At 64.6% G+C, this 21,626-nt stretch carries 10 protein-coding genes; 5 read left to right on the top strand and 5 right to left on the bottom strand.

All coding sequences use genetic code 11. From position 1 onward, the window contains the following. Position 1: 1 nt before the first annotated feature. Positions 2 to 1,948: a cyclic di-GMP receptor LapD gene (lapD, locus tag OH686_RS20115; RefSeq protein ID WP_289534756.1), complete on the top strand. Its 1,947-nt coding sequence runs from the start codon at positions 2 to 4 to the stop codon at positions 1,946 to 1,948. A 68-nt stretch (positions 1,949 to 2,016) separates the two neighbouring features. Here lapD and OH686_RS20110 read toward each other — a convergent pair whose 3' ends face one another. Next, entirely contained in the window at positions 2,017 to 2,358 is a 342-nt protein-coding gene (locus OH686_RS20110) for a tryptophan synthase subunit beta (RefSeq protein ID WP_289534755.1), read from the bottom strand. 120 nt (positions 2,359 to 2,478) lie between these two features. After that, positions 2,479 to 13,506 carry a retention module-containing protein gene (locus tag OH686_RS20105; protein WP_289534754.1) on the bottom strand — a complete coding sequence of 3,676 codons (11,028 nt, stop codon included), beginning with the start codon at positions 13,504 to 13,506 and terminating at the stop codon, positions 2,479 to 2,481. A 459-nt stretch (positions 13,507 to 13,965) separates the two neighbouring features. On the opposite strand from OH686_RS20105, the gene OH686_RS20100 reads away from it, so the two are divergent. The 3 genes from OH686_RS20100 to OH686_RS20090 all read left to right on the top strand — a co-directional run bounded on the left by OH686_RS20100 (position 13,966) and on the right by OH686_RS20090 (position 18,909). Further along, positions 13,966 to 15,321, top strand: coding sequence for a TolC family outer membrane protein (locus OH686_RS20100; protein WP_289534753.1), 1,356 nt, complete (start codon positions 13,966 to 13,968; stop codon positions 15,319 to 15,321). Between the two features lie 69 nt (positions 15,322 to 15,390). After that, positions 15,391 to 17,538 carry a type I secretion system permease/ATPase gene (locus OH686_RS20095; RefSeq protein ID WP_289534751.1) on the top strand — a complete coding sequence of 716 codons (2,148 nt, stop codon included), beginning with the start codon at positions 15,391 to 15,393 and terminating at the stop codon, positions 17,536 to 17,538. 12 nt (positions 17,539 to 17,550) lie between these two features. Beyond that, entirely contained in the window at positions 17,551 to 18,909 is a 1,359-nt protein-coding gene (locus OH686_RS20090; protein ID WP_289534749.1) for an HlyD family type I secretion periplasmic adaptor subunit, read from the top strand. Here the strand turns inward: OH686_RS20090 and soxR are convergent. Next, a complete protein-coding gene (gene soxR, locus OH686_RS20085) occupies positions 18,906 to 19,361 on the bottom strand; it encodes a redox-sensitive transcriptional activator SoxR (RefSeq protein WP_289534747.1) in 456 nt (151 codons plus the stop codon). The two genes, OH686_RS20090 and soxR, sit on opposite strands and share 4 nt — an antisense overlap. Positions 19,362 to 19,435: 74 nt before the next feature. Here soxR and OH686_RS20080 point away from each other — a divergent pair, with 74 nt between their 5' ends. Next, positions 19,436 to 19,792 carry an antibiotic biosynthesis monooxygenase gene (locus OH686_RS20080; protein WP_289534746.1) on the top strand — a complete coding sequence of 119 codons (357 nt, stop codon included), beginning with the start codon at positions 19,436 to 19,438 and terminating at the stop codon, positions 19,790 to 19,792. A 4-nt stretch (positions 19,793 to 19,796) separates the two neighbouring features. On the opposite strand, the gene OH686_RS20075 is transcribed toward OH686_RS20080, so the two are convergent. Both OH686_RS20075 and OH686_RS20070 read right to left on the bottom strand, forming a co-directional pair. Continuing rightward, entirely contained in the window at positions 19,797 to 20,387 is a 591-nt protein-coding gene (locus OH686_RS20075; RefSeq protein ID WP_289534745.1) for a tRNA-uridine aminocarboxypropyltransferase, read from the bottom strand. A 78-nt stretch (positions 20,388 to 20,465) separates the two neighbouring features. Further along, positions 20,466 to 21,485, bottom strand: coding sequence for a methyl-accepting chemotaxis protein (locus tag OH686_RS20070; protein WP_502942820.1), 1,020 nt, complete (start codon positions 21,483 to 21,485; stop codon positions 20,466 to 20,468). Positions 21,486 to 21,626 lie beyond the last annotated feature (141 nt).

The following is a 21,626-nucleotide window of genomic DNA, read 5'->3' as shown; positions in this document are numbered from 1 at the left end:
TATGTCCCTGTTGAAACAGCTGTTTCTCGCCATCTGCCTGTTCCTCGTGGTGGCCTTCACCGGCAGCTTCATCGCCGGCGTGGAGACCTCGCGCGAACAGCTGCTCAGCCAGTTGCGCTCGCATGCCCAGGACGCCGCTACCGCACTGGGCCTATCGATGACGCCACACGTGGACGACCCGGCGATGATCGAGCTGATGGTCAGCTCGATCTTCGACAGCGGCTACTTCGCCACCATCCGCGTGGTGCGCATCCCCGGCGAGGAGGTGATAGTCGAGCGGCGCACCACCACCACCTCGGACAAGGTGCCGGCCTGGTTCGTCGACCTGGTCGACCTCGACCCGCAGGGCGGCGATGCGCTGATCATGCGCGGCTGGGAACAGGCGGCGCGGGTCGAGGTGCTCAGCCATCCGCAATTCGCCCTGGCCAAGCTGTGGGACAGCGCCATCGGCAGCCTGCTCTGGCTGCTGCTGTGCGGCGTGATCAGCGCCATCCTCGGCGGCTGGCTGCTGCGCACCCAGTTGCGCCCGCTGGACAACATGGTCAGCCAGGCCCAAGCCATCACCCGTCGCGAATTCCTCACCCTGCCCCGCGTGCCGCGCACCCCCGAGCTCAAGCGCGTGGTGCTGGCGATGAACCAGATGGTCGAGAAGCTCAAGCAACTGTTCGCCGAGGAAGCCGCGCGCAGCGAGAAACTGCGCGAAGAGGCCTACCAGGACAGCCTCACCGGCCTGGCCAACCGCCGCCTGTTCGAGATCAAGCTGGCCAACCAGCTGGCGGTGACCGAGCAGAACGCGTCTGGCTACTTGATGTTCCTGCGCGTCAACGATCTCGGCGGGCTCAACCAGCGCATGGGCGGCCAGCGTACCGACTCGCTGATCTACAGCATCGGTGAACTGCTCAAGCGCCTGCTGGAGCAACGCGGCGCGCCGGACTGGCTGGCCTCGCGTAGCCGCGGCGGCGAGTTCACCCTGCTCGCCCCGGGCCTGGTCGCCGAGGATGCCGACCGCCTCGCCCAGGAGCTGGCGGATGGGCTGGAGAGCCTGCGTCAGACCGGCGCCAGCGATTGCACGCCGGTGGCGCATATGGGCATCGCCGCGTTCCGTCCGGGCGAAGAAGTGGCCAATGTGATCGGCCGCGCCGACCAGGCCTTGGCCCAGGCGCAGAGCAACGCCGGCAAATCCTGGGAGCGCCTGGACGACTTCCAGACCACCAATGGCCAGGGCCTGCACGATTGGCGGCGCTGGATCGACGACGCGCTCAGCCAGAGCATGCTGCAGCTGTATTTCCAGCCGGTGGCGGCCTGCGCCGACACCAGCCAGATCCTGCACCAGAAGGTCCTGGCGCGCCTGCTCGACCCACAGGGCGAGGCCGTGGCCGCCGGCCGCTTCCTGCCGTGGATCGAACGCCTGGGCTGGGCCGCACGCTTCGACCTGGCCATGCTCGAACACAGCCTGGCGCACCTGGCCAAGTACCCGCAGCCGCTCGCCTTGAGCCTGTCCGCCGCCACGCTGCGCGACGCCGGCAGCCTGGAGAAACTGCTGAACCTGCTCAAGGAACATCCACAACAGGGCGAGCTGATGACCCTGGAACTGGACGAGCGCTACCTGCCGCCGCCGGCGGAGCTGGAGAAACTCAGCCAGCAGGTGCGCGAAGCCGGCTACCACCTGGGCCTGCAGCACTTCGGCGGGCGCTTCAGCCTGATCGGCAACCTGACCCACCTGGGCCTGGCCTATCTGAAGATCGACGGCAGTTACATTCGCGCCATCGACAAGGAAGACGACAAGCGCGTGTTCATCGAGGCGATCTTCCGCGCCACCAACAGCATCGACCTGCCACTGATCGCCGAGATGGTGGAAACCGAGGGCGAGTTGAACGTGCTCAAGGAGCTGGGCATCCATGGCGCCATGGGTCGACTGCTCGGTGCACCGGCCCCCTGGAAGGGCTGAGTGCCCCCGCGCTAACGCAAAAAAGCCCGCCATAACGGCGGGCTTTTTTCTGCCTTTACGGGCCTGCATCAGATCAGTTGGTGATCATCGTCACCCAGCAGGCCGCTGAGGCCTTCGATCTCGGCACGGGTCACTGCCCGCCTATCCAGCTTGCGCCGCGCCGCATCCGGCAGATCGGTGTAGCGGATAACGCCCTTTGCCACCAGCACGCTGACCACGTCCTCCAACACCCGCACCAATTCCAGGTCCGAGTCCTTCAGGCTGGCCAGGCGCTCCTTGACCTCTTCACGGGCGGCCAACCAGTTATGCAGCTCGTCGCTCTCGACCGCCAGCGTCTCCGTCATGCCCTCGAACGGATCATGCTCCACCCGCAGCAAGCGCCCCTCGGCATCCCTTTGCACGTACACCATGTGGCTTCCTCCAGGCATAAAAAGGCCCGCTACCCCAAGAGGGTAGCGGGCCGATGACAAAAGTGCCGCTTCGGTGATGTCGATTAACCAGGCATCCCCGAAGGGCTGCCTGGTTCATCGTCAGGCCACGTCGACCTTGAGAGTGCCGTCCCCCAGCATGCCGAGGATGGTGCCACTCTCGCCGCCGCCATACAGGGTCAGCAGGTTGACGTCCTGCAGCACGATGGTCTGCTCAGTCGAAGTCGACGGATCACCAGTCGCGGTGTCGCTGACCTTGATCACCGTATCCAGCGCCGCACCTCCTCCCAGGTTGGCTGTGCTGATGTCGATGAAACTCAGCAGGTTGCCGATATCACCCGCCTGCCCGTGCTCACCGGTCAGCAGTTGCGACAGATCGAGCCTGTCGCCCTGGGCGTTGCCGTTGAAGTTGCTGACGAAGCCCTGCACCGTGTCGGTATCGGTGTTTCCGGCAGTCCACTGGTAGGTGTCCTTGTCCGCGCCACCGATCAGCAGGTCATTGCCCAGGCCACCGATCAGCAGGTCGTTGCCGGCACCACCATCCAGGGTATCGGCACCAGCCAGGCCGGACAGGATGTCGTTGCCACCGAGACCATTGAGCGTATCGTTGCCGGCAGTGCCCTGGATGGCATCGGCCAGGGCCGTACCGTTGAACACGTTGCCTGCCTCGATGGTGACATGCAGGTTCACGCTCGAAGTAGCGTCGTTGTCGGCATCCTGCACAGCCACCTGGAAGTCCAGGTCCGCATCTACAGTGGTGGTCTGGGTCTTGATGAAGCCGATATCGGAGACCTTGACCACATCGTTGTCGGTCTGGTTGTTGAAGTTGGTGAGGCCATCGAAACCGTCGTTGAAGTCACGGTCGTAGTCGATTGCCACCGTCGTCGTGATGCCCTCTACGGTGGTCAATATCTGAGCACCGTAGATCTGCCAGCTCTCGCCCGCGCCATTGAAATCATTACTTTCGATAACGATGGCACCGTCGTTGTTGTCCAGCGTGATGCCATAGACCGCCAAAGCGGCCAGCGCCGTAGCACCGCTGGAGTTGCGATAGATGTCGCTGTTGCTGACCACCAGAGCCCTGGTGGTGGTGGCGCCACCGGCACCGACCAGCTTCAGCACTATCACCAGATCCTCGCTGTTGATGCCGTCGAACTTCAGGAAGATGCCATCGGCACGGCCGGTCGGGGTCACCCCGAGGTTGCCGGTCGGGTTGGCGGTATAGAAGTTCAGGTCCAGCACCTCACCCTGGCCGATGGTGTCGCCGGCCACTCCATTAGCGCTGTTGGACAACGTGACGTAGGAGCCCGTCTGGGTGAAGGTCTCACCGTTGACGAAGACGGTGGTGTTGGCTCCTCCGGTCTGCAGGTTATTGCTACCGGTTCCTCCGCCCGTCTCGGCATAACTGCGGAACTGCACGAAGAAGTCACTAGCCAGTTGCGAAACAGCCACTTCCGGATTGGTAGGATCCACTGTGCTGCCACCTGGCACATAGCCAGTGATACCCAGCGTGGCGCTGGTCTTCAGCACCTGGAAGCCCTCGATCGGCCCATCAAGCGTCACCGTATAGGTGCCGTTGACCTTGTCGAAGGTCAGGGTGCCTTCGGCCTGTTCCTTGACCCCCGGGTTGGACGGGTTAGGGGCGTACTCGAATTCGATATCGAAGGTCGCCGTCGTGGCGCTCTCCGATACCCAGGTGACCGACTGCGAACTGATTGCCGCGCCACCCACGGAGCCGGTCAGGGTGATGGACTTGAAGTCCGAGTCGGAAGCACTGAACGGCCCAGTGTCCCGGGTATCGGCGCCGGTGCTGTAGTCGAACACACCGGTGGCTCCGCCCGGATTGCTGCTGTTGGAGTACACCAGGTTGGAGGTGGACTGGATAACCGGCACATCGTCCTCGACCTGCACGATGAAGTCGCGAATCAACGGGACGTTGGTCACCCCTTCCTTGGCCACGATGACGCTGGAGAGGTCCAGGTCCTTCAGCTCCTGATCGTCGCCGTTGGCCGTGGCATGGTCGATGGCACCCAGCAGGTTGAAGGTGTAGCTACCGTTGGCCTGCAGCACCAGGGTGAAGATGTCCACCGTACCGGCCTTGGCAGTCAGGGTATCGGAGGTCGGCCCATCGACCACGCTGTAGGTGATGGCCACACCATCGGCAGTCAGGGCCGGAAGGCCGGCAACGCTACCCAGGCTGAAGGTCACCCCGGCGCTGTCTACCACTGCCCCCGCCAGAGTGCCCGATACGCTGGTGACGTTGGAGCCCGGATCCGGCAAGCCGTTGGGCAGGCCGTCCTCGTACACGTTGGCAACGATCGGGCTGGTATCCAGAACGTTGATGGTCAGATCGGCACTGGACTTGTCGCCATCCTTGTCGACGATGGTGTAGGTGAACACCTCCTGACTATCGACCAGCACGTCATTTGGCGGTGTATAGCTGTAGGAACCGTTGGCGTTGACCACCAGGGTACCGCCCAGCGGAGTCTCGATCGGGCCGGTAGTGCCGCCCTGTACCAGGAAGGTCACCACATTGCCGACGATGCTGTCGGCCACCCCGATGTAGGCCGACGGATCGGCTGCGACGAAGCTGATCTGGGTCACCGTTACCGGCACATCCGCACCACTGGTGTCGACACCATCCACCGGGTCAACATCGGTCACCATATTGCCCATGGTCGGCTGCGGCACAGTAGCCTGCAGGGTCGCATCGAGGTCATAGGGGTCATCGATCAGGGTGACGGCGTCACCATGATCCTCGACCAGACCAAGCTGCGCGATCGCACCGGCATTGCCGCTGACGCTGAGACCAACCGCATACACCTCGGCGCCGCTGGCATCGATGAAGGATGTCCATCCGGCAGGCACGTTGCCCACATTGGGCTGGCCGTCGGACAGGAAGTACACCCTGTGCTCGTAGTCCGGCAGGTTGACCAGGTCGGCGGTCAACTGATTCTGTGCCAGGACCAGCGGGGCGTTGTAGTTGGTGTTGCCGCCGTCGGTGGCCAAGTTCTGGATGTTGAGCTTGGCCACATCCGGGTCGGTGGTCTGAGGAATCAGCAGGGCACCGGTGGCGAAGTCGATCACCGTGATCGCCAGATCCACGCCAAGGGCGGCATAGCTGTCGATCATGTTGGACAGCGCTTCCTTGGCCAGCTCCAGGCGGTTGGGCGAACCCTGAGTGTTGCCGCCGATCTCGTACAGCATGCTTCCGGACGTATCCACCACCAAAATCAGATTGAACGGTGGCACCCCGCCTTCGGTCACGCTGATGGTGTTGTCCTTGGCGGTCGGGCTGTCGTCGTCGACGGAGATGCCCAGGCTGCCATTGGCGGTCGAGCCATCATCGTCCTTGACCGTGTAGCTGAAGTTCAGGTTGATGTTGTTCTCGTCACTGGTAACCGGAGCTACAGGTGCCGAGTGATCCAGCGGCAGCAGCAGTTTGAACTCGTAGGCACCGGTCGCGACATCGGTGACCTTGACGGTGAAGACGGTTGCGCCACCCCCTACCTTGGCCGCCGTCAGGGTCAGGCCATCGGAGCTCACCGAGTAGGTCAGCGCGGTGCCGCCGGAAGTCAGTGCCGGCAGACCCCCTGTACTCCAGGTGAAGGCTCCCACGGGTGCCGCACCGTCGGCACCGAAGCTGTAGCCCAGAGTGCCGGTAACCGTGGTATCGGCCCCCGCAGCATCGTTGGGGCCACCGGCTACGCCGTTGGCCAGCCCGTCTTCATCCACCGCGTTGTTCGCCGTACCTCCCGTGGGCTTGGCCGCATCGGTGATGTTGATGGTCACGCTATCGGTCACGGTGTCCTGGTCGTAGTCACGCACCCGCACCGAGAAGCTCTGGCTGTTGATGACATCCTGATCCAGACCATTGGCGGCCTGGAAGCTCCAGGTGCCGTCGCTGTTGACCCGCAATGTGCCGGTCGCCAGGGCGATATCGGCGTCCAGGTTGTACTCGTTGGCGCCTACCAGCACCTTGATGCTGCCGGCACCGTCGGCGCCATAACCACTGGTCCAGGTACCGCTGTTGTAACTGGTGCCCTCGGCCACATTGACCGGTGCATCCGGCAACAGATTCACAGCCGGGCTGTCGTCATCGACGGAAATGCCCAGGCTGCCATTGGCGGTGGAACCGTCATCGTCTTGGACGGTGTAGCCGAAGCTCAGGCCAATGTTGTTCTCATCGCTGCCGGTCGGTGAAACCGGAGCCGGATGATCCAGCGGCAGCAGCAGCTTGAACTCGTAGGCACCGGTCGCGACATCGGTGACCTTGACGGTGAAGACGGTTGCGCCGCCTCCCACCTTGGCCGCCGTCAGGGTGAGACCATCGGCGCTCACCGAATAGGTCAGCGCAGTGCCACCGGAGGTCAATGCCGGCAGGCCGGCAGTGCTCCAGGCGAAGGCTCCCACGGGTGCCGCACCATCCGGACCGAAGCTGTAGCCCAGGTTGCCGGTGACCGTGGTGTCGGTACCCGCCGCATCATTGGGACCGCCGGCGATGCCGTTGCTCAGTCCTTCTTCGTCTACCGCGTTATTCGCCGTACCTCCCGAGGGTTTGGCCGCATCGGTGATGTTGATGGTCACGCTATCGGTCACGGTGTCCTGGTCGTAGTCACGCACCTGCACCGAGAAGCTCTGGCTGTTGTAGATATCCTGATCTAGGCCATTGGCGGCCTGGAAGCTCCAGGTACCGTTGCTGTTGACCCGCAGAATGCCGGTATCCAGGGCAATGTTGGTATTGAGGCTGTACTCGTTGGCCCCCACCAGCACCTTGGCGCTACCGCCGCCGTCGGCACCATAACCGCCGCTCCAGGTACCACTGCTGTAAGTAGTGCCTTCGGCCATATTGACCGGTGTATCCGGCAGCAGATTGACCGCCGGGCTGTCGTCGTCGACGGAAATGCCCAGGCTGCCGTTGGCGGTCGAACCGTCATCGTCCTTGACCGTGTAAGCGAAGCTCAGGTCGATGTTGTTCTCGTCGCTGCCGGTCGGTGAAACCGGGGCCGAGTGATCCAGCGGCTGCAGCAGCTTGAACTCGTAGGCGCCGGTCGAGACGTTGGTGACCTTGACGGTGAAGACGGTTGTGCCGCCCCCCACCTTGGCCGCCGTCAGGGTCTGGCCATCGGCGCTCACCGAATAGGTCAGCGCAGTGCCGCCGGAGGTCAGCGCCGGCAGACCTGCCGTGCTCCAGGTGAAGGCTCCCACAGGTGCCGCGCCATCCGGGCCGAAGCTGTAGCCCAGGTTACCGGTGACCGTGGTGTCGGTACCCGCAGCATCATTGGGACCGCCGCTGATGCCGTTGGTGAGCCCCTCTTCATCCACCGCATTGCTGGTCTGCCCGCCAGTGGGAGCACCGGCATCGGTGATGCGGATGGTGAAGCTGTCGGTCGCGGTGTCCTGATCGTAGTCACGCACCCGCACCGAGAAGGTCTGGCTATTGATCACATCCTGATCCAGCCCGCTGCCAGCCTGGAAGCTCCAGGTACCATCGCTGTTGACCCGCAGCGTACCGCTGGCCAGCGAGATGTTGGTGTTCAGGTTGTACTCGTTGGGACCTACCAGCACCTTGATGCTGCCGGCGTCATCGCCGCCCATACCATGGGTCCAGGCGCCGTTATAGGTCGCCCCTTCGGCCACGCTCGCGGCCGAGTTGGGCAGGATATCGACCACCGGCACATCGTCCTCGACGTGGATGAGGAAGGCTCCGGCCAGGTCGACCGGGGCGCCACCGGCAGTTTCGGCCTCGAGTACGCTGGCGAAATTCAGGGTCAGCTGCTCGTTGTCGTCACCGTTGCCCAACGGATGATCCAGGGCCCGATCCAGAGTGAAGGTGTAGCTACCGCTGGGACCGACCTCCAGGGTGAAGACCGTCGGGCCGGCCGGACCGGCAGTGGCGGTGAGAACGTTGCTACTGATCGAGTAGACCAGCGCGACGCCACCTGAGGTAGCGCCAGTCAGGCCACCAATACCACCGGCATTGAGGCTGAAGACCGCCGTGTCGGGGCCGACTGCCAGAGAGGCGACACTGCCGCTGACCGAGGCCGTCAGACCATCGCCATCCGGTATACCGCCGGCAACAGCGTCGTCGGTAACCGTAGCCTCGACCGGGCTGCTGTCCTCGACATATATCTCCAGGGTGGCAGTAGACGGGTCGCCGTCGTTGTCGATGATGGTGTAGGTGAAGGTCTCTGTCTTGTCACCGTCCACACTGTCTGGGGCCTGATAGCTCCAGGCGCCAGTGGAGAAGTTGAAGCTCAGCTTGCCGCCTTCGGCGGTAGCGATGTCGGTCAGCTGCTGGTCGCCATCGGCGGTGCCATCCCAGGTGTAGGTGGTGCCATTGATCTCGATGGAGAGAATCTGGCCGCGGCCATCGGCACCGAAGGCGTCGTCGTCACCACCGCCCACGGCGTTGTCATTACCCAGCAGGACGTTGCCGCCCACCAGGCCACCGATCACCTGATCCACCAGGGTATCGACCAGATCGTCGAAATCATCGACGCGCAGCGGATCGTTGTTCGCCCCGGCATCCACATCTATGTCTTCCAGACGCGGGTCGTCGATGTTATCGCCAATGCCGATGGTGGTGACGTTGATGCCATTGTTGTCGACGAAATTGTTCCAGTTGGTCGCCGTCGGCTCGGTCAACGACGGTGCACCACCTGGGCCTGTCTGCTCGTTGGGGTTGCCGTCGCTGATAAAGATGACCTGGTTAGTCCACCCCGGCAGCGGGGTATACACACTCATGGTCTCCTGGATCGCATCGGTGAAGTCGGTGAGGCCATTGAGTGGCCGAGCCCCCCCTGGCTCCTGCGGATTGAGCGAGTTCACCAGAGCGGTGAAGTCCGCGATGTTGTCGATCGCCGGGAAGGAAACCGAGGTGCCCGAGAACGCCACGATCTGAATCTGCACCGCGCCGGTCGCCGTATTGAACAGCTCCTGTCCAGCCGCGCGCACGGCATCGAGCATGGCGTTCAGCTCGGTGTTGTCGATGCTGCCGCTGAAGTCCAGCACGAACACCAGGTTGATGTTCTGGGCCTGGCCAGACAGCACGGTGGCGTTGTCGTTCTGCGCCACCGGCACATCGTCTTCGACATTGATCACGAAGCTGCCATCGGCGAAGCCATCCACCGGGTCGCCGTCGCCATCGGTGGCAGTCAGCACACCGGAGAAGTCGATCGGCAGACCGAGCAGCTGGTCGTCATCGGTGCTGCCAGGGAGCGGATGATCCAGCGGCCCCTGCAGCTGGAAGCTGTAGCTACCATCCGCATTCACCGTGAGGGTGAATACCGGGTTGCCGCCGGCAGTGGCGGTGAGCACGTTGCCCACCACCGAGTAGCTGAGCGGGATGGAGTCCGAGGTCAGGCCCTGGGCTTCCAGGGTGGCGATGTCTAGCGGATCGTCGCTCAGGCCGAAGTCACCGGGGCCGTCCGCACCGAAGTTGACCAGAGCATTCAGGGTGCCAGCAGGGCCGGATACCGAAGTGCCCTCGCTGTCACCGTCACCGATGCCATTCGGTAGCTCGTCCTCGTCCACCTGGCCCGAGACCAGCGGAATGGGGTTCTGCTCGTTGTCGTACTGCAGCGGTACCGCCACGGGGATGTCGTCTTCCACCCGGATCACGAAGCTACCCGGGTTCAGACCGCTCAGCGGGTCGCCATCGCCATCGGTTGCGGTGATCACCGACGAGAAGTCGATGCCCGACGCCAACAGCTCGTTATCGCCGGCCGGGGTGCCGTCGGCCACCGGGTGATCCAGCGGGCCGGACAGGGTGAAGGTGTAGCTGCCGTCACCGTTCACCTGCAGGGTGAAGATGGTGTCGCCTCCCGCAGTGGCGGTCAGCAGGTTGCCAACTACGGTGAAGCTCAACGCCACGCCGCCCGAAGTCAGACCCTGTGCCTCCAGGGCGCCAATCGCTGCCGGGCTACCGGTCATGCCAATAGTACCGGGACCATCGGCGCCAAAGTTGATGGCGGCGTACAGCGCGCCTGCCGCGCCATTGGCCACATTGGTAACGCCGTCGCCATCGGTGATACCACCGGTGATCTCGTCCTCATCGACCTGGTTGCTGACCCACGGCCGCTGGCTGAACTCGCGGGCCACCGGCACATCGTCCTCGACATCGATGGCGAAGGTGCCGTTGGGCAGGCTCACGGACAGCGGGTCGCCGTCACCGTCGGTGGCGGTGATCATCTGCGAGAAGTCGATGCCCAGGCCGGCCAGGGTTTCGTCGTCCAGGGCACTGTCCGCGATCGGATGATCCAGCGGGCCGCTCAGCACGAACTCGTAGCTGCCATCCGGATCCACCGTCAGGGTAAAGATGGTGTTGCCGTTGGCGGTTGCGGTCAGCACGTTGCCGATCACGCTATAGGACAGCTCGGTGCCTTCGGACATCAGGTCCTGCGCGTCGAGCGAACTGGTGTCGCTGGACAGGCCCACGGTGCCGGGACCGTCGGCGCCGAAGTCGATCAGCGCGAGCAGGTCGCCCGGATCGCCCGAGGCGACAGTGGTCTGGCCACCCTCCTCGTTGCCCTCGTAGGGCGCGCCGTCGACCAGGGTCAGGGCATCTTCCTGGACCTCTTGATGGATTACATTTTTCTCGCCGCCGTCGGGGCGCGGCACATCGTCCTCGACGTTGACGGTGAAGCTGCCGGTCGGGAAGCCGCCGGCCAGCGGGTCGCCGTCACCATCCGTGACAGTCAGTACACCGGAGAAGTCAATGCCCAGGCCGGGTAGCAATTCATCGTCCATAGCGCCATCGGCGACCGGATGGTCCAGCGGCCCTTCGAGCACGAATTGCCAGCTGCCATCGGCATCGACGGTTAGGGTGAAGATGGTTTCGCCACCCGCGCTGGCGATCAGCACGTTGCCGACCACCTCGTAGGTCAGCGGATCGCCGCCTGAGGTCAGGCTCTGCAGGTCCATGGAGCTGACGTCGCTGGAGAGACCGAAGTCGCCAGGGCCATCGGCACCGAAGCTGACCAGGCCGCTGAGCGAGCCACTGGTGGCACTGCCCACGGTGGTGGTCTGACCGCTTTCCGGATTGCCCTCGTAGGGAGCCCCGCCGCCTATTGTCAGCGCGTCCTCGTGAACCACGCCGGAGACTTCGTTGCCCTCGCCACCTGCCACTACAGGCACGTCGTCCTCGATGTCGACAGCGAAGCTGCCGGACGGGAAGCCGCCTACCAACGGGTCGCCATCACCATCGGTCGCAGTGAGGATGCCGGAGAAGTCGATGCCCAGGCCGGGCAGGTCCTCGGAATCGAAGGTGCCGTCCGCGACGGGATGATCGATCGGGCCCTGCAGCACGAACTCCCAGCTGCCATCGGCATTCACGGTCAGGGTGAAGATGGTTTCGCCGCCCGCGCTGGCGGTCAGCACATTGCCGACCACCTCATAGGTCAGCGGATCGCCACCAGAGGTGAGACCCTGCAGGTCCATGGAGCTGACATCGCTGGAGAGACCGAAGTCGCCGGGACCATCGGCGCCGAAGTCGACCAGGGCCGACAGCGACCCGGCCAGGCCGGAGGCCGTGGTGGTCTGCCCACCTTCCGGGTTGCCGTCATGCGGCGCGCCGCCGCCAGTGGTCAATGCATCCTCGTGGACGAGGTCGGAGACCCGCGGGAAGAACTGTTCTTCGCCCTCGCCTCGGCCACCGGCCCATTGCGGAACGTCGTCTTCCACGTCGATGACGAAGCTGCCGCCGGTGAAGGTGCCAACCGAGTCGCCATCGCCATCCACGGCAGTCAGTACACCGGAGAAGTCGATCGGCAGTTCGAGCAATTCGTCGTCATTGCCATCGGGGGTCGGGTGATCCAGCTGGCCGACCAGGGTGAAGGTGAAGCTGCCATCGGCGCCCACCTGCAGGGTGAAGATGGTTTCACCTCCCGCCGATGCGGTCAGCACATTACCGGCGACGCTGTAGCCGAGGGCGGTACCGCCAGAGGTCAGACCCTGGGCTTCCACGCTGGAAATGGCAGTGGCACTGCCCGAGAGGCCGAAGCTGCCGATACCATCGGCGCCGAAGTTGACCAGTGCGCTCAGGGTGCCGGGGCCACCAGCGGCCACGTTGGTCACCGAGTCGCCGTCGGTGATGCCATCGGAGGTTTCGTCCTCGTCGACGATGGCGGCTACCTGGGCGCCCTCGCCTTCGGTGAGGATGGGTGCGTCGTCATTGACCAGCACGTTCAGTTGCACGGTCGGCGATACATCGCCGTCCAGGTCGAATACCCGCACCGGGAAGCTTTCGCCGACCTGGTCGGCAGCGCCAGAGGCGCCGGTGTTGGGGTGATCGAGGGTGTTGTCGGTCAGGGTGTAGGTCCAGTTACCAGCCGCATCCACGGTCAGGGTGCCGTACTGGCCGACTACCACGCCGCCATTGGTGACATCCACCCAGACGCCGTCGAAGCCCTGGATCTGCAGCGAGGAAACGCCATCCGGCGAGGTGATGATGATGCTGCCGCTGGCCTGCTCTGCGCCGCTGCCCGGGTTGGTACCGTCGGCCAGTGCCTCTTCATCGACGATGGCCGGGCCGACCGAGATATTGCCATTGGCGTCCTCGTACTCGACCTCCACCGAGGGAGTGAAGTCCGCTACGGGTTCATCGGTAACGATGGGCTCCGGATCAGGGAATTCGGGACCGGTGTTGAGCCCCTCGGTAGGAAAGCCGATCACCGGATCCAGTGCGCCGCCCACTTCACCCAGCAACACGAAGCTGTGGCCTCCGCCAGCACCACCGGCACCACCGGCACCGCCACCAGCGCCAGGACCGGCAGCAGTCGCCTCGCCAGCCTGGGTCGGGTCGACGCCGGCTTCGATGGCGGCCTGCAGTTGTTCTACGTCAGTCAGATCGCCGTCGGTAGGAGCGGCAGGCGCCTGCTCCTGGGGCTGGGCCGTTTGGCCATCGCCCCCGGCCAGCATCTGCTCGTTGAGGCCCAGGCTGCTGTCGCGCCCGAGGGTAAGGACCTCACCGTTGGTGAGGGTGACCGCGACCGCGCCTGCCGCGCCGGTTTCCAGTTGCTCGCCGGCATACACCCGATCGCCTTCGACTAACGGTCGACGCGTTCCATCGCCGGCTACCGCATAGACCTCGCCGACAACCTGGCTGACGACACCAATCAAAGTAGCCATGATCCTTCCTCCGCACTACAGCTGCCGACCACCGTCGACACGTTTCAAAAGGGCCAAATCACCTTCCGAACTCGGGGATTGCGTGCGAAGAAAGTTGAGAAAAGTAGAGCGGCGCAAGTAACCCAATTTGAAATGCGACAAAAAAGTGTCGCCCCAACTGCACCGAACCTACTCCATCAGAAACATTCCCGCCCCTTATGCTCCAAACTGCGCTTGACCATCTGCTTTAACTGCGAAAAGGCCTGAAGGCCCCGTTTTTCGCGGCTTACGGAAGAAACAATGTGCCGTATCTCACACAGTGCATAAGACTTTTTTCTCATAAATCTTGTGACGAATTTTTCTTAGCTACTCTGGAAGATGTTCTTAGCTGTGATGTTACAGGCCTGAAACGCTCTTTCAGGCATAAATCGTCAGTATTTTGGCGACAGGAACCGAGCATATAAATAAGGAGAAAAAACCATGCCCTCACTAAAACCGCTCTACAGTGGCATTTTGCTGGCCATGGCCTGTCTCCAGGCCCAGGCCATGACACTCTCGGAAGCCATCCAGAGCACCATCGACAATCATCCCGAGCTGCATGCCAGCATGAATGATCGTCTGTCTGCGGATGAGGAAGTGAAAATCGCCAAGGGCGGCTATCTACCTACCGTTGATCTGCTTCTGGGCTACGGCCGCGAGCAGACCGACAGCCCGAGCACACGGGCGCTGGGCGATCACAACAAGGAAACCCTGACTTATAACGACGCCGAATTGCGCCTGCGGCAGATGCTGTTCGACGGCTTCAACACGCCCAACGAAGTGGCGCGCACCAAGTCGGTGGTCGACTCCCGAGCCTACTATGTACAGGGCACCTCCGAGAGCCTGGCCCTGCGTACCGTCGAGGTCTATCTCGAAGTACTCAAACGCCGCGAGATGGTGAACCTGGCGCAGAACAACCTGCAGGCCCACCAGCGCATCAATGACCAGATCGGCCTGCGCAGCGAGCGCGGCGTTGGCAGCACCGCCGACCTGGATCAGTCGGTAGCCCGTCTGGCTCTGGCCGAGAACAACCTCTATACCGAGCAGGTCAACCTGGCCGACGCCGAGGCCAACTTCTTCAGTGCCACCGGCCGCATGCCTGACGAACTGGAGCAGCCCGCCTCGATCAAGGGCGAGATGCCGGAAGACGTTAACGTCGCCAGGCAGATGGTGATGGACAACAATCCCTTCCTCAAGTCCGCCCAGGCCGACGTCAATGCCGCCGAGAAACAGTACGAAGTGGCCAAGGCGCCCTTCTACCCGCGCTTCGACCTCGAACTGGCCACCACCGCAGACGACAACGTGCAAGGCGACGAGGGCCACTACAACACCTGGCGCGCAGCCGTGGTAATGAACTACAACCTATTCAACGGCATGCGCGACAAGGCTCGTCTGCAGTCGGCGGCGCACCAGATCAACCAGTCCATGGACATCCGCAACAACGCCCTGCGCGTGGTCAACGAGAACCTCTCGCTGGCCTGGAACGCCATGGAGAACGCCCGCCTGCAGACCCCCAAGGCCCGCGACTATGCGGATTACACCTCGCGCGTGCGTGAGGCCTACCAACAACAGTTCAGCCTCGGCCAGCGCACCCTGCTCGACCTGCTGGACAGCGACAACGAACTCTTCACCGCTAACCGCCGCTATACCGAGGTTCGCTACACCGAAGAGTTCTCCATGTACCGCGTCATCGCAGCCATGGGCGAGCTGTTGAAGAAACAGAACGTCGTAGTCCCGGCCGAAGCTGTAGCCCTCACCGAAGTGAAGAGCGAGGCGCGCCTGCCGGAAATGAAGTAGTCCCGGCGAAGACGTCGCCCGCGCGATCACCGCCGGGCGACCTCTCAGGAGTAGTGACCTTTGACCACCATGGAACGGAGACCCTCCGACGACCAGCGGCAGAGTCACGACGACCCGCTGCTGGACGGACTCCTCATTCTCTGCAACCTGCATGACTGTTCGGCCAGCCGCGCCAGCCTGACGGCAGGCCTGCCGATGCCCGAACAACGCCTCAGCGCCGAGCTGCTGCCCCGCGCGGCCGCCCGCGCCGGCTTGCAGGGCCGCATCCTGCGCCGCGAGCTGGACGCCATCTCGCCGCTCAACCTGCCGGTCCTGTTGCTGCTCAAGGACGGCCGCAGCGCCGTGCTGCGCAAGATGGGTCCGAAGAACCAGATGCAGATCCTGCCCTGCGAGACCGATGGCGGCGAGCAGTGGGTCAACCGCGACCATCTGGCGCTGGAATACAGCGGCCAGGCCTTCTTCGCCAAGCCGCAGCACGAACTGGAAGATTCCCGCACCCCCCTGGTGCCGCGGGTCGAGGCGTGGTTCCGCGACACCCTGAAACTGTCGCGCTGGCTCTATACCGACGCCGTCCTGGCCAGCCTGCTGATCAACCTGCTGGGGCTGATGGTCCCGCTCTTCGTCATGCAGACTTACGACCGCGTGGTGCCCAACCAGGCCATCTCCACGCTCTGGGTACTGGTCATCGGCCTGTTCATCGGCACCGGCTTCGAACTGCTGTTGCGCGTTCTGCGTGCCTACCTGCTGGACGTGGCCGGCAAGAAGACCGACGTGGTGCTGTCCGCCACCCTGTTCGAGCGCATCACCGGCATGTCGATGATGGCCAGGCCCGCCACGGTCGGCGGCTTCGCCCAGAGCATCCATGACTTCCAAGGCCTGCGCGAATTCCTCACCGCAGTGACCCTGACCAGCCTCATCGACCTGCCCTTCTCCCTGCTGATGATCCTGGTCATCGGCCTGCTGGGCGGCTGGCTGGTGGTGATCCCGTTACTAGCCTTCCCCATCACCGCGGTGTTCGCCCTGATCATCCAGGCCCGCCTGCGCGACACGGTGCAGAAGAGCCTGACCCTGGGTGCCGAACGCCAGGCCCTGCTGATCGAGACCCTCGGCGGCCTGGAAACCCTCAAAGCCTGCAGCGCCGAGAGCGAGCGCCAGCACCGCTGGGAGAAGACCCACGGCGCCCTCACCCGCCTGGACAGCCACGCGCGCTTCCTCGCCTCGCTGGCCACCAACGGCACCATGTTCCTGCAGCAATTCGCCGGCATGGCCACCATCGTTGCCGGGGTCTACATCATCATCGCCGGCCACCTCAGCGTCGGCGCACTGGTGGCCAGCTATATGCTCGGCAGCCGGGTACTGGCGCCGCTCGGACAGATCGCTGGCCTGATCACCCGCTACCAGCAGGCGCGCCTGACCATGACCAGCACCGATGCGCTGATGGCCCTGCCGCAGGAGCGCCAGGCCAACCAGCGGCCGCTGGAGCGCACCCACCTCAAGGGCGCGCTGGACCTGCGTCAGATCAGCTTCAGCTACCCCGGCCAGAGCACCCCGGCACTGAGCAAGGTCAGCCTGCACATGGCCGCCGGCGAGCGGGTCGGCATCATCGGCCGCAGCGGCTCGGGCAAGAGCACCCTGGCGCGCCTGGTGATGAACTTCTACACCCCGAGCGAGGGGCAGATCCTCCTCGACAACCTCGACCTGCGTCAGCTGGACGTGGCCGACCTGCGCCACCAGATCGGCTACGTCGCCCACGACCTGCCGCTGCTGGCTGGCAGCCTGCGCGACAACCTGACCCTCGGCGCCCGCTACGTCAGCGACGCGCGCATGCTCGAAGTGGCCGAGCTGACCGGCGTCACCGACCTGGCCCGGCAACACCCGCAAGGCTTCGACCGCCCGGTGGGCGAGCGCGGCCAGCTGCTGTCCGGTGGCCAGCGCCAGGCCGTGCTGCTGGCCCGCGCGCTGCTGCTCGATCCACCGATCCTACTGCTGGACGAACCCACCAGCGCCATGGATAACACCAGCGAAGATATCCTGCGCAACCGTCTGCAGACCTGGTCCCAGGGCAAGACCCTGCTGCTGATCACCCACCGCAGTTCGATGCTCAGCCTGGTCGATCGCCTGATCGTGCTGGACTACGGCCATGTGGTGGCCGATGGGCCGAAGGAAGCGGTGATCGATGCCCTGCGTCGCGGCCGTGTCGGCCCGGCAGCGGTTTAGCGGAGGTATGGCGTGGAACTGACCCAATCCCTGCGCGACTACTTCGGCAGCCTGCAGCGCAAGAAGCAGGACACCGAGTTCATGCCCGAGGTGGACGGCGCCATTCTCGAAGACTCGCCCTGGCTGGCGCGCGCCACCGTGTGGGCGGTCAGCGCCTGCCTGATCGTGGCGCTGATCTGGGCCAAGTTCGCCGTGCTGGAAGAAGTCACCACCGGCGAAGGCAAGGCCATTCCCTCGAGCAAGGTGCAGGTCATCCAGAACCTGGAGGGCGGCATCGTCACCGAAATCTTCGTACGCGAGGGCCAGGTGGTGAACAAGGGCGATGTGCTGCTGCGCCTGGACGCCACCCGCTTCATCTCCAACAAGGGCGAGACCGAGGCCGACCGCCTGGCCCTGCTGGCCCGCGTCGAACGCCTCAGCGCCGAGGCCGAGGGTCGGCCGCTGGCCCTGGCGGACGAGCTGGTCAAGGAAGCGCCACAGCTGGTCGAGGACGAGATGGCCCTGTACCGCTCGCGCCAGCAGCGCCTGGAGAGCGAACAGAACACCCTCAAGGAGCAGCTGCGGCAGAAGACCCAGGAGCTGGCCGAGTTCCGCGCCAAGGCCCAGCAGTACCGCTCCAGCCTGGGCCTGGTGCAGCAGGAACTGAACATGTCGCAGCCGCTGGTGGCCGCCGGCGCCATCTCCGAGGTGGAAATCCTCCGCCTGCGCCGCAGCGCCGTGGAGATGCGCGGCTCGCTGGACGCCACCAACCTGGCGATCCCACGCGCCGAGGCGGCCATGCAGGAGATCGAGAGCAAGCTCAACGAGTCGACCCTGACCTTCCGCACCGAGGCCCTCAAGGAGCTCAACGAGGTGCGCACCGAGCTGAAGAAGATCACCTCCACCAGCGTCGCCATCCAGGACCGGGTCAGTCGCACCACGGTGAACTCGCCGGTGTACGGCGTGATCAAGCTGCTCAAGGTCAACACCATCGGCGGTGTGGTGCAGCCCGGCGACCCCATGGTCGAGGTGGTGCCGCTGGAAGAAAACCTGCTGATCGAAGCGCGCATCCGTCCTCAGGACGTGGCCTTCCTGCATCCCGGGCAGAAGGCCATGGTCAAGTTCACCGCCTATGACTACACCATCTACGGCGGGCTCAAGGCCAAGCTGGAGCTGATCAGCGCCGACACCATCACCGACGAGGAAGGCAACAGCTTCTATCTGATCCAGGTGCGCACCGACAAGAGCCACCTGGGCAACGACGATCACCCGCTGCTGATCATCCCCGGCATGGTCGCCACGGTGGACATCGTCACCGGCGAGAAGAGCGTGCTGGACTACCTGCTCAAGCCGGTGCTCAAGGCGCGCTCCGAGGCCATGCGCGAGCGCTAGTCGGGCGCCCGCCAGTGCGCACCCGGCCCCTCCGCCGCCAGCTGGTCGCCGGGGTTGCGTAGCGGGCAAGCCTCCAGCGACAGGCAGCCACAACCGATGCAGCCATCCAGCTGGTCGCGCAGCATCTGCAGCTTGGCGATGCGCTGATCCAGATCCTCGCGCCAGCGAGCCGACAATCCCGCCCAGTCCGACGCCGTCGGGTTGCGCCCCTGGGGCAACTCACTCAGCGCCCCGGCTATCTCCGCCAACGGAATGCCCACCCGCTGCGCCACCTTGATCACCGCTACCCGGCGCAGAGTCTCGCGCGGGTAGCGCCGCTGGTTGCCGGCATTGCGAGTGCTGGTGATCAGGCCCTTGGCCTCATAGAAATGCAGAGCCGAGACCGCGACGCCGCTGCGCCTGGCCAGCTCGCCGACACTCAGGTCACACGGTGGTTGTGAAGGTTTTTTCATGACTGTTGACCTCAAGCTAAGTTGAGGTTTTACCCTCGCCCGGTGTTCGAGTTCAAGCCCAGGAAACCAACACCATGCTCATACCCAGTGCCCATAGCCAAAATGCAGACGACAGCGACCAGGCCCGCTTCGCCCTGCTGATCGATATCGAAGTGAACACCGCGCACCGCGCGGAGATCATCCAGCGCTTCCACGACTATCTGCAGCAGCTGCGCCAGCTGTTCCAGGACGGCAGCGGCTACCTGGGCGCGGAGCTGCACGCCAGCGGCGAGCATCACCTGCTCGGCCGCCTGCGCTGGCGCCGCCGCGAAGACTGGGAAGCCGCCTGGGATTGCCAGCGCACCCGCAACCAGCTGTTCGCCGACAGCCTGCTGCGTCTGGGTGCCCGCAGCATCCAGTTCGACAGCGTCCTGCTCGACGAGAATCGCTGAAGCGCTAACCGCCGTGGTTGCGCTCGTAGGTATCGGCGCCCATCGCGGCGATCTGCCCCTCGATCAATGCCTCGAAGGGTCGCAGCAGTTCATCGAAACGCAGCGGCGCCTCCTGCAGTTCGAGAGCCGCAACGATTGCCTCGATGGTCGCCAGTGCGCCCTCGGCGGGCGCCTTGCGCAGGCGGTAGCGCGAGTTCAGGCCTGAGGGCAGGCAAACGCGCGGCAACTCCGCCAGACAAGGGTTGAGGTGCAACAGCTTGCGCGCCTTGCGCCAGGTGCCGTCGGGCACCACCAGCAACAGCGGACGCTCATCGTTTGGCAACGGCGCCAGCGGCAGCGGCTGCGCCGCCTCGCCGGGGAACAGCAGGCAGGCGCGGTAGGCCGGGTCCAGCGGCAGGTCGGCGAAGCGCTCGCCCACCAGCAGCTCGGCATTCTCCAGGCCCAGGGCCGCCAGACACGCGGTGTTCAGCGCGTGGCCGACCTCGTCCGGGTGCTGCAGGATCAGCACCCGCGTGCGGCTCGGCAGGCGTGGAATCAGGTGACAGAGACAATGGCTCTGCGGGCGGGCACAGCGTTCGCAGCGCGCTCGGGACATGGGCGGGTTCCTCCGGCCGCGCAGTGTGCCACAGCGACCGCAGCCACGCCGCCAGCAGGACGCTGGCGGCGCGCCACCCTAGTGATTGAAGCGTTCGGCCAGGCTGTGCAGGTAGGCGGCCATCTGCTCCAGCTCCTGGCTGATGCCGACGCTCTGCTGGGCCTGCCCGGCGCTGTGATCGGAGAGCTGGGCGATGCGCGTGATCTGCCGGCTGATGTCCTCCGCCACATGGCTCTGCTGCTCGGAGGCGGTCGCCATCTGCTGACTCATGCCGGTGATGCGCGTCACCGCCTGGCTGATGCCGTCCAGCGCCTCGCGCACCGCCTCGACGCTGCGCACGCTGTCGCGGGAGATTTCCTCGCCGCGATTGGCGGTATTCACCGCCTTGTCCGCACCGTTGCGCAGGGACGAGATGATCTGGTGAATCTGCTCGGTGGACTCGCGGGTCCGCCCGGCCAGCGCGCGCACCTCGTCGGCCACCACGGCGAAGCCACGGCCCTGCTCGCCCGCCCGCGCCGCCTCGATGGCGGCGTTGAGCGCGAGGAGATTGGTCTGCTCGGCGATGGAGGTGATCACGTCGGCCACGCTGCCGATCGACTGGGTCGAGTTGGCCAGTTCGTTCACCGCCTGGCCGATCTCCTGCACCGCGCCTGCCATCTGCTGCATGGCCTGCAGGCTGCCGCCGGCCAGGTCGCGGCCCTGCTGGGCCAGGCGGTCGGCCTCCTCCGCCGCGTGCGAAGTGTTCTGCACGTTGTGCGCGACTTCCTGGATGGTCGAGGCCATCTGAGTGATGGCGGTGGCCGACTGGTCCGTCTCGCTGCGCTGCTGCTCCAGCAGCTCGGCCCCGGAGCGCGACAGCTCGGCGGATTGCGCCGCGCGCTTGCGCACGCTCTCGCCGGCATCCTCCAGACGGGTCAGGGCCGTCTGCAGGCGCGCCTCCTCGCTGATCATCGCCATGTCCAGCAGCGCCTGGGCGCCGCGGCTGTCGCTGTAGGTCAGGGCCACCAGAGCACTGGTGAAGGCCTTGGGATGCTCGGCCAGGGTGCGGCGGATCATCTGCCGCTTGCTGTACAGCTGGAAGGAGCCGAGGCCGAACATCACCGCGGCGATGAAGCCGAGCAGCCAGGGCCCGCTGAGGAAGGCATGACCGCCGAGGATGACCAGCGCGGCGATGATCAGCGGCCAGCTGCGCAGGAGGTCGTAGGTCCAGTACTCAATCCGCGACACCGGTGGCTTGCC

Source organism: Pseudomonas sp. SO81 (assembly GCF_030374125.1).
Taxonomy (GTDB): Bacteria; Pseudomonadota; Gammaproteobacteria; order Pseudomonadales; family Pseudomonadaceae; genus Aquipseudomonas.
Note: the sequence above shows the minus strand (reverse complement) of the source record. Positions and strands in the feature narration are given on the sequence as shown.

What these genes read in the sequence shown, in the direction of transcription:
- lapD (WP_289534756.1), top strand. Translation starts at nt 2, where the DNA reads ATGTCCCTGTTGAAACAGCTGTTTCTCGCCATCTGCCTGTTCCTCGTG.
- OH686_RS20110 (WP_289534755.1), bottom strand. Translation starts at nt 2,358, where the DNA reads ATGGTGTACGTGCAAAGGGATGCCGAGGGGCGCTTGCTGCGGGTGGAG.
- OH686_RS20105 (WP_289534754.1), bottom strand. Translation starts at nt 13,506, where the DNA reads ATGGCTACTTTGATTGGTGTCGTCAGCCAGGTTGTCGGCGAGGTCTAT.
- OH686_RS20100 (WP_289534753.1), top strand. Translation starts at nt 13,966, where the DNA reads ATGCCCTCACTAAAACCGCTCTACAGTGGCATTTTGCTGGCCATGGCC.
- OH686_RS20095 (WP_289534751.1), top strand. Translation starts at nt 15,391, where the DNA reads ATGGAACGGAGACCCTCCGACGACCAGCGGCAGAGTCACGACGACCCG.
- soxR (WP_289534747.1), bottom strand. Translation starts at nt 19,361, where the DNA reads ATGAAAAAACCTTCACAACCACCGTGTGACCTGAGTGTCGGCGAGCTG.
- OH686_RS20080 (WP_289534746.1), top strand. Translation starts at nt 19,436, where the DNA reads ATGCTCATACCCAGTGCCCATAGCCAAAATGCAGACGACAGCGACCAG.
- OH686_RS20075 (WP_289534745.1), bottom strand. Translation starts at nt 20,387, where the DNA reads ATGTCCCGAGCGCGCTGCGAACGCTGTGCCCGCCCGCAGAGCCATTGT.
- OH686_RS20070 (WP_502942820.1), bottom strand. Translation starts at nt 21,485, where the DNA reads ATGTTCGGCCTCGGCTCCTTCCAGCTGTACAGCAAGCGGCAGATGATC.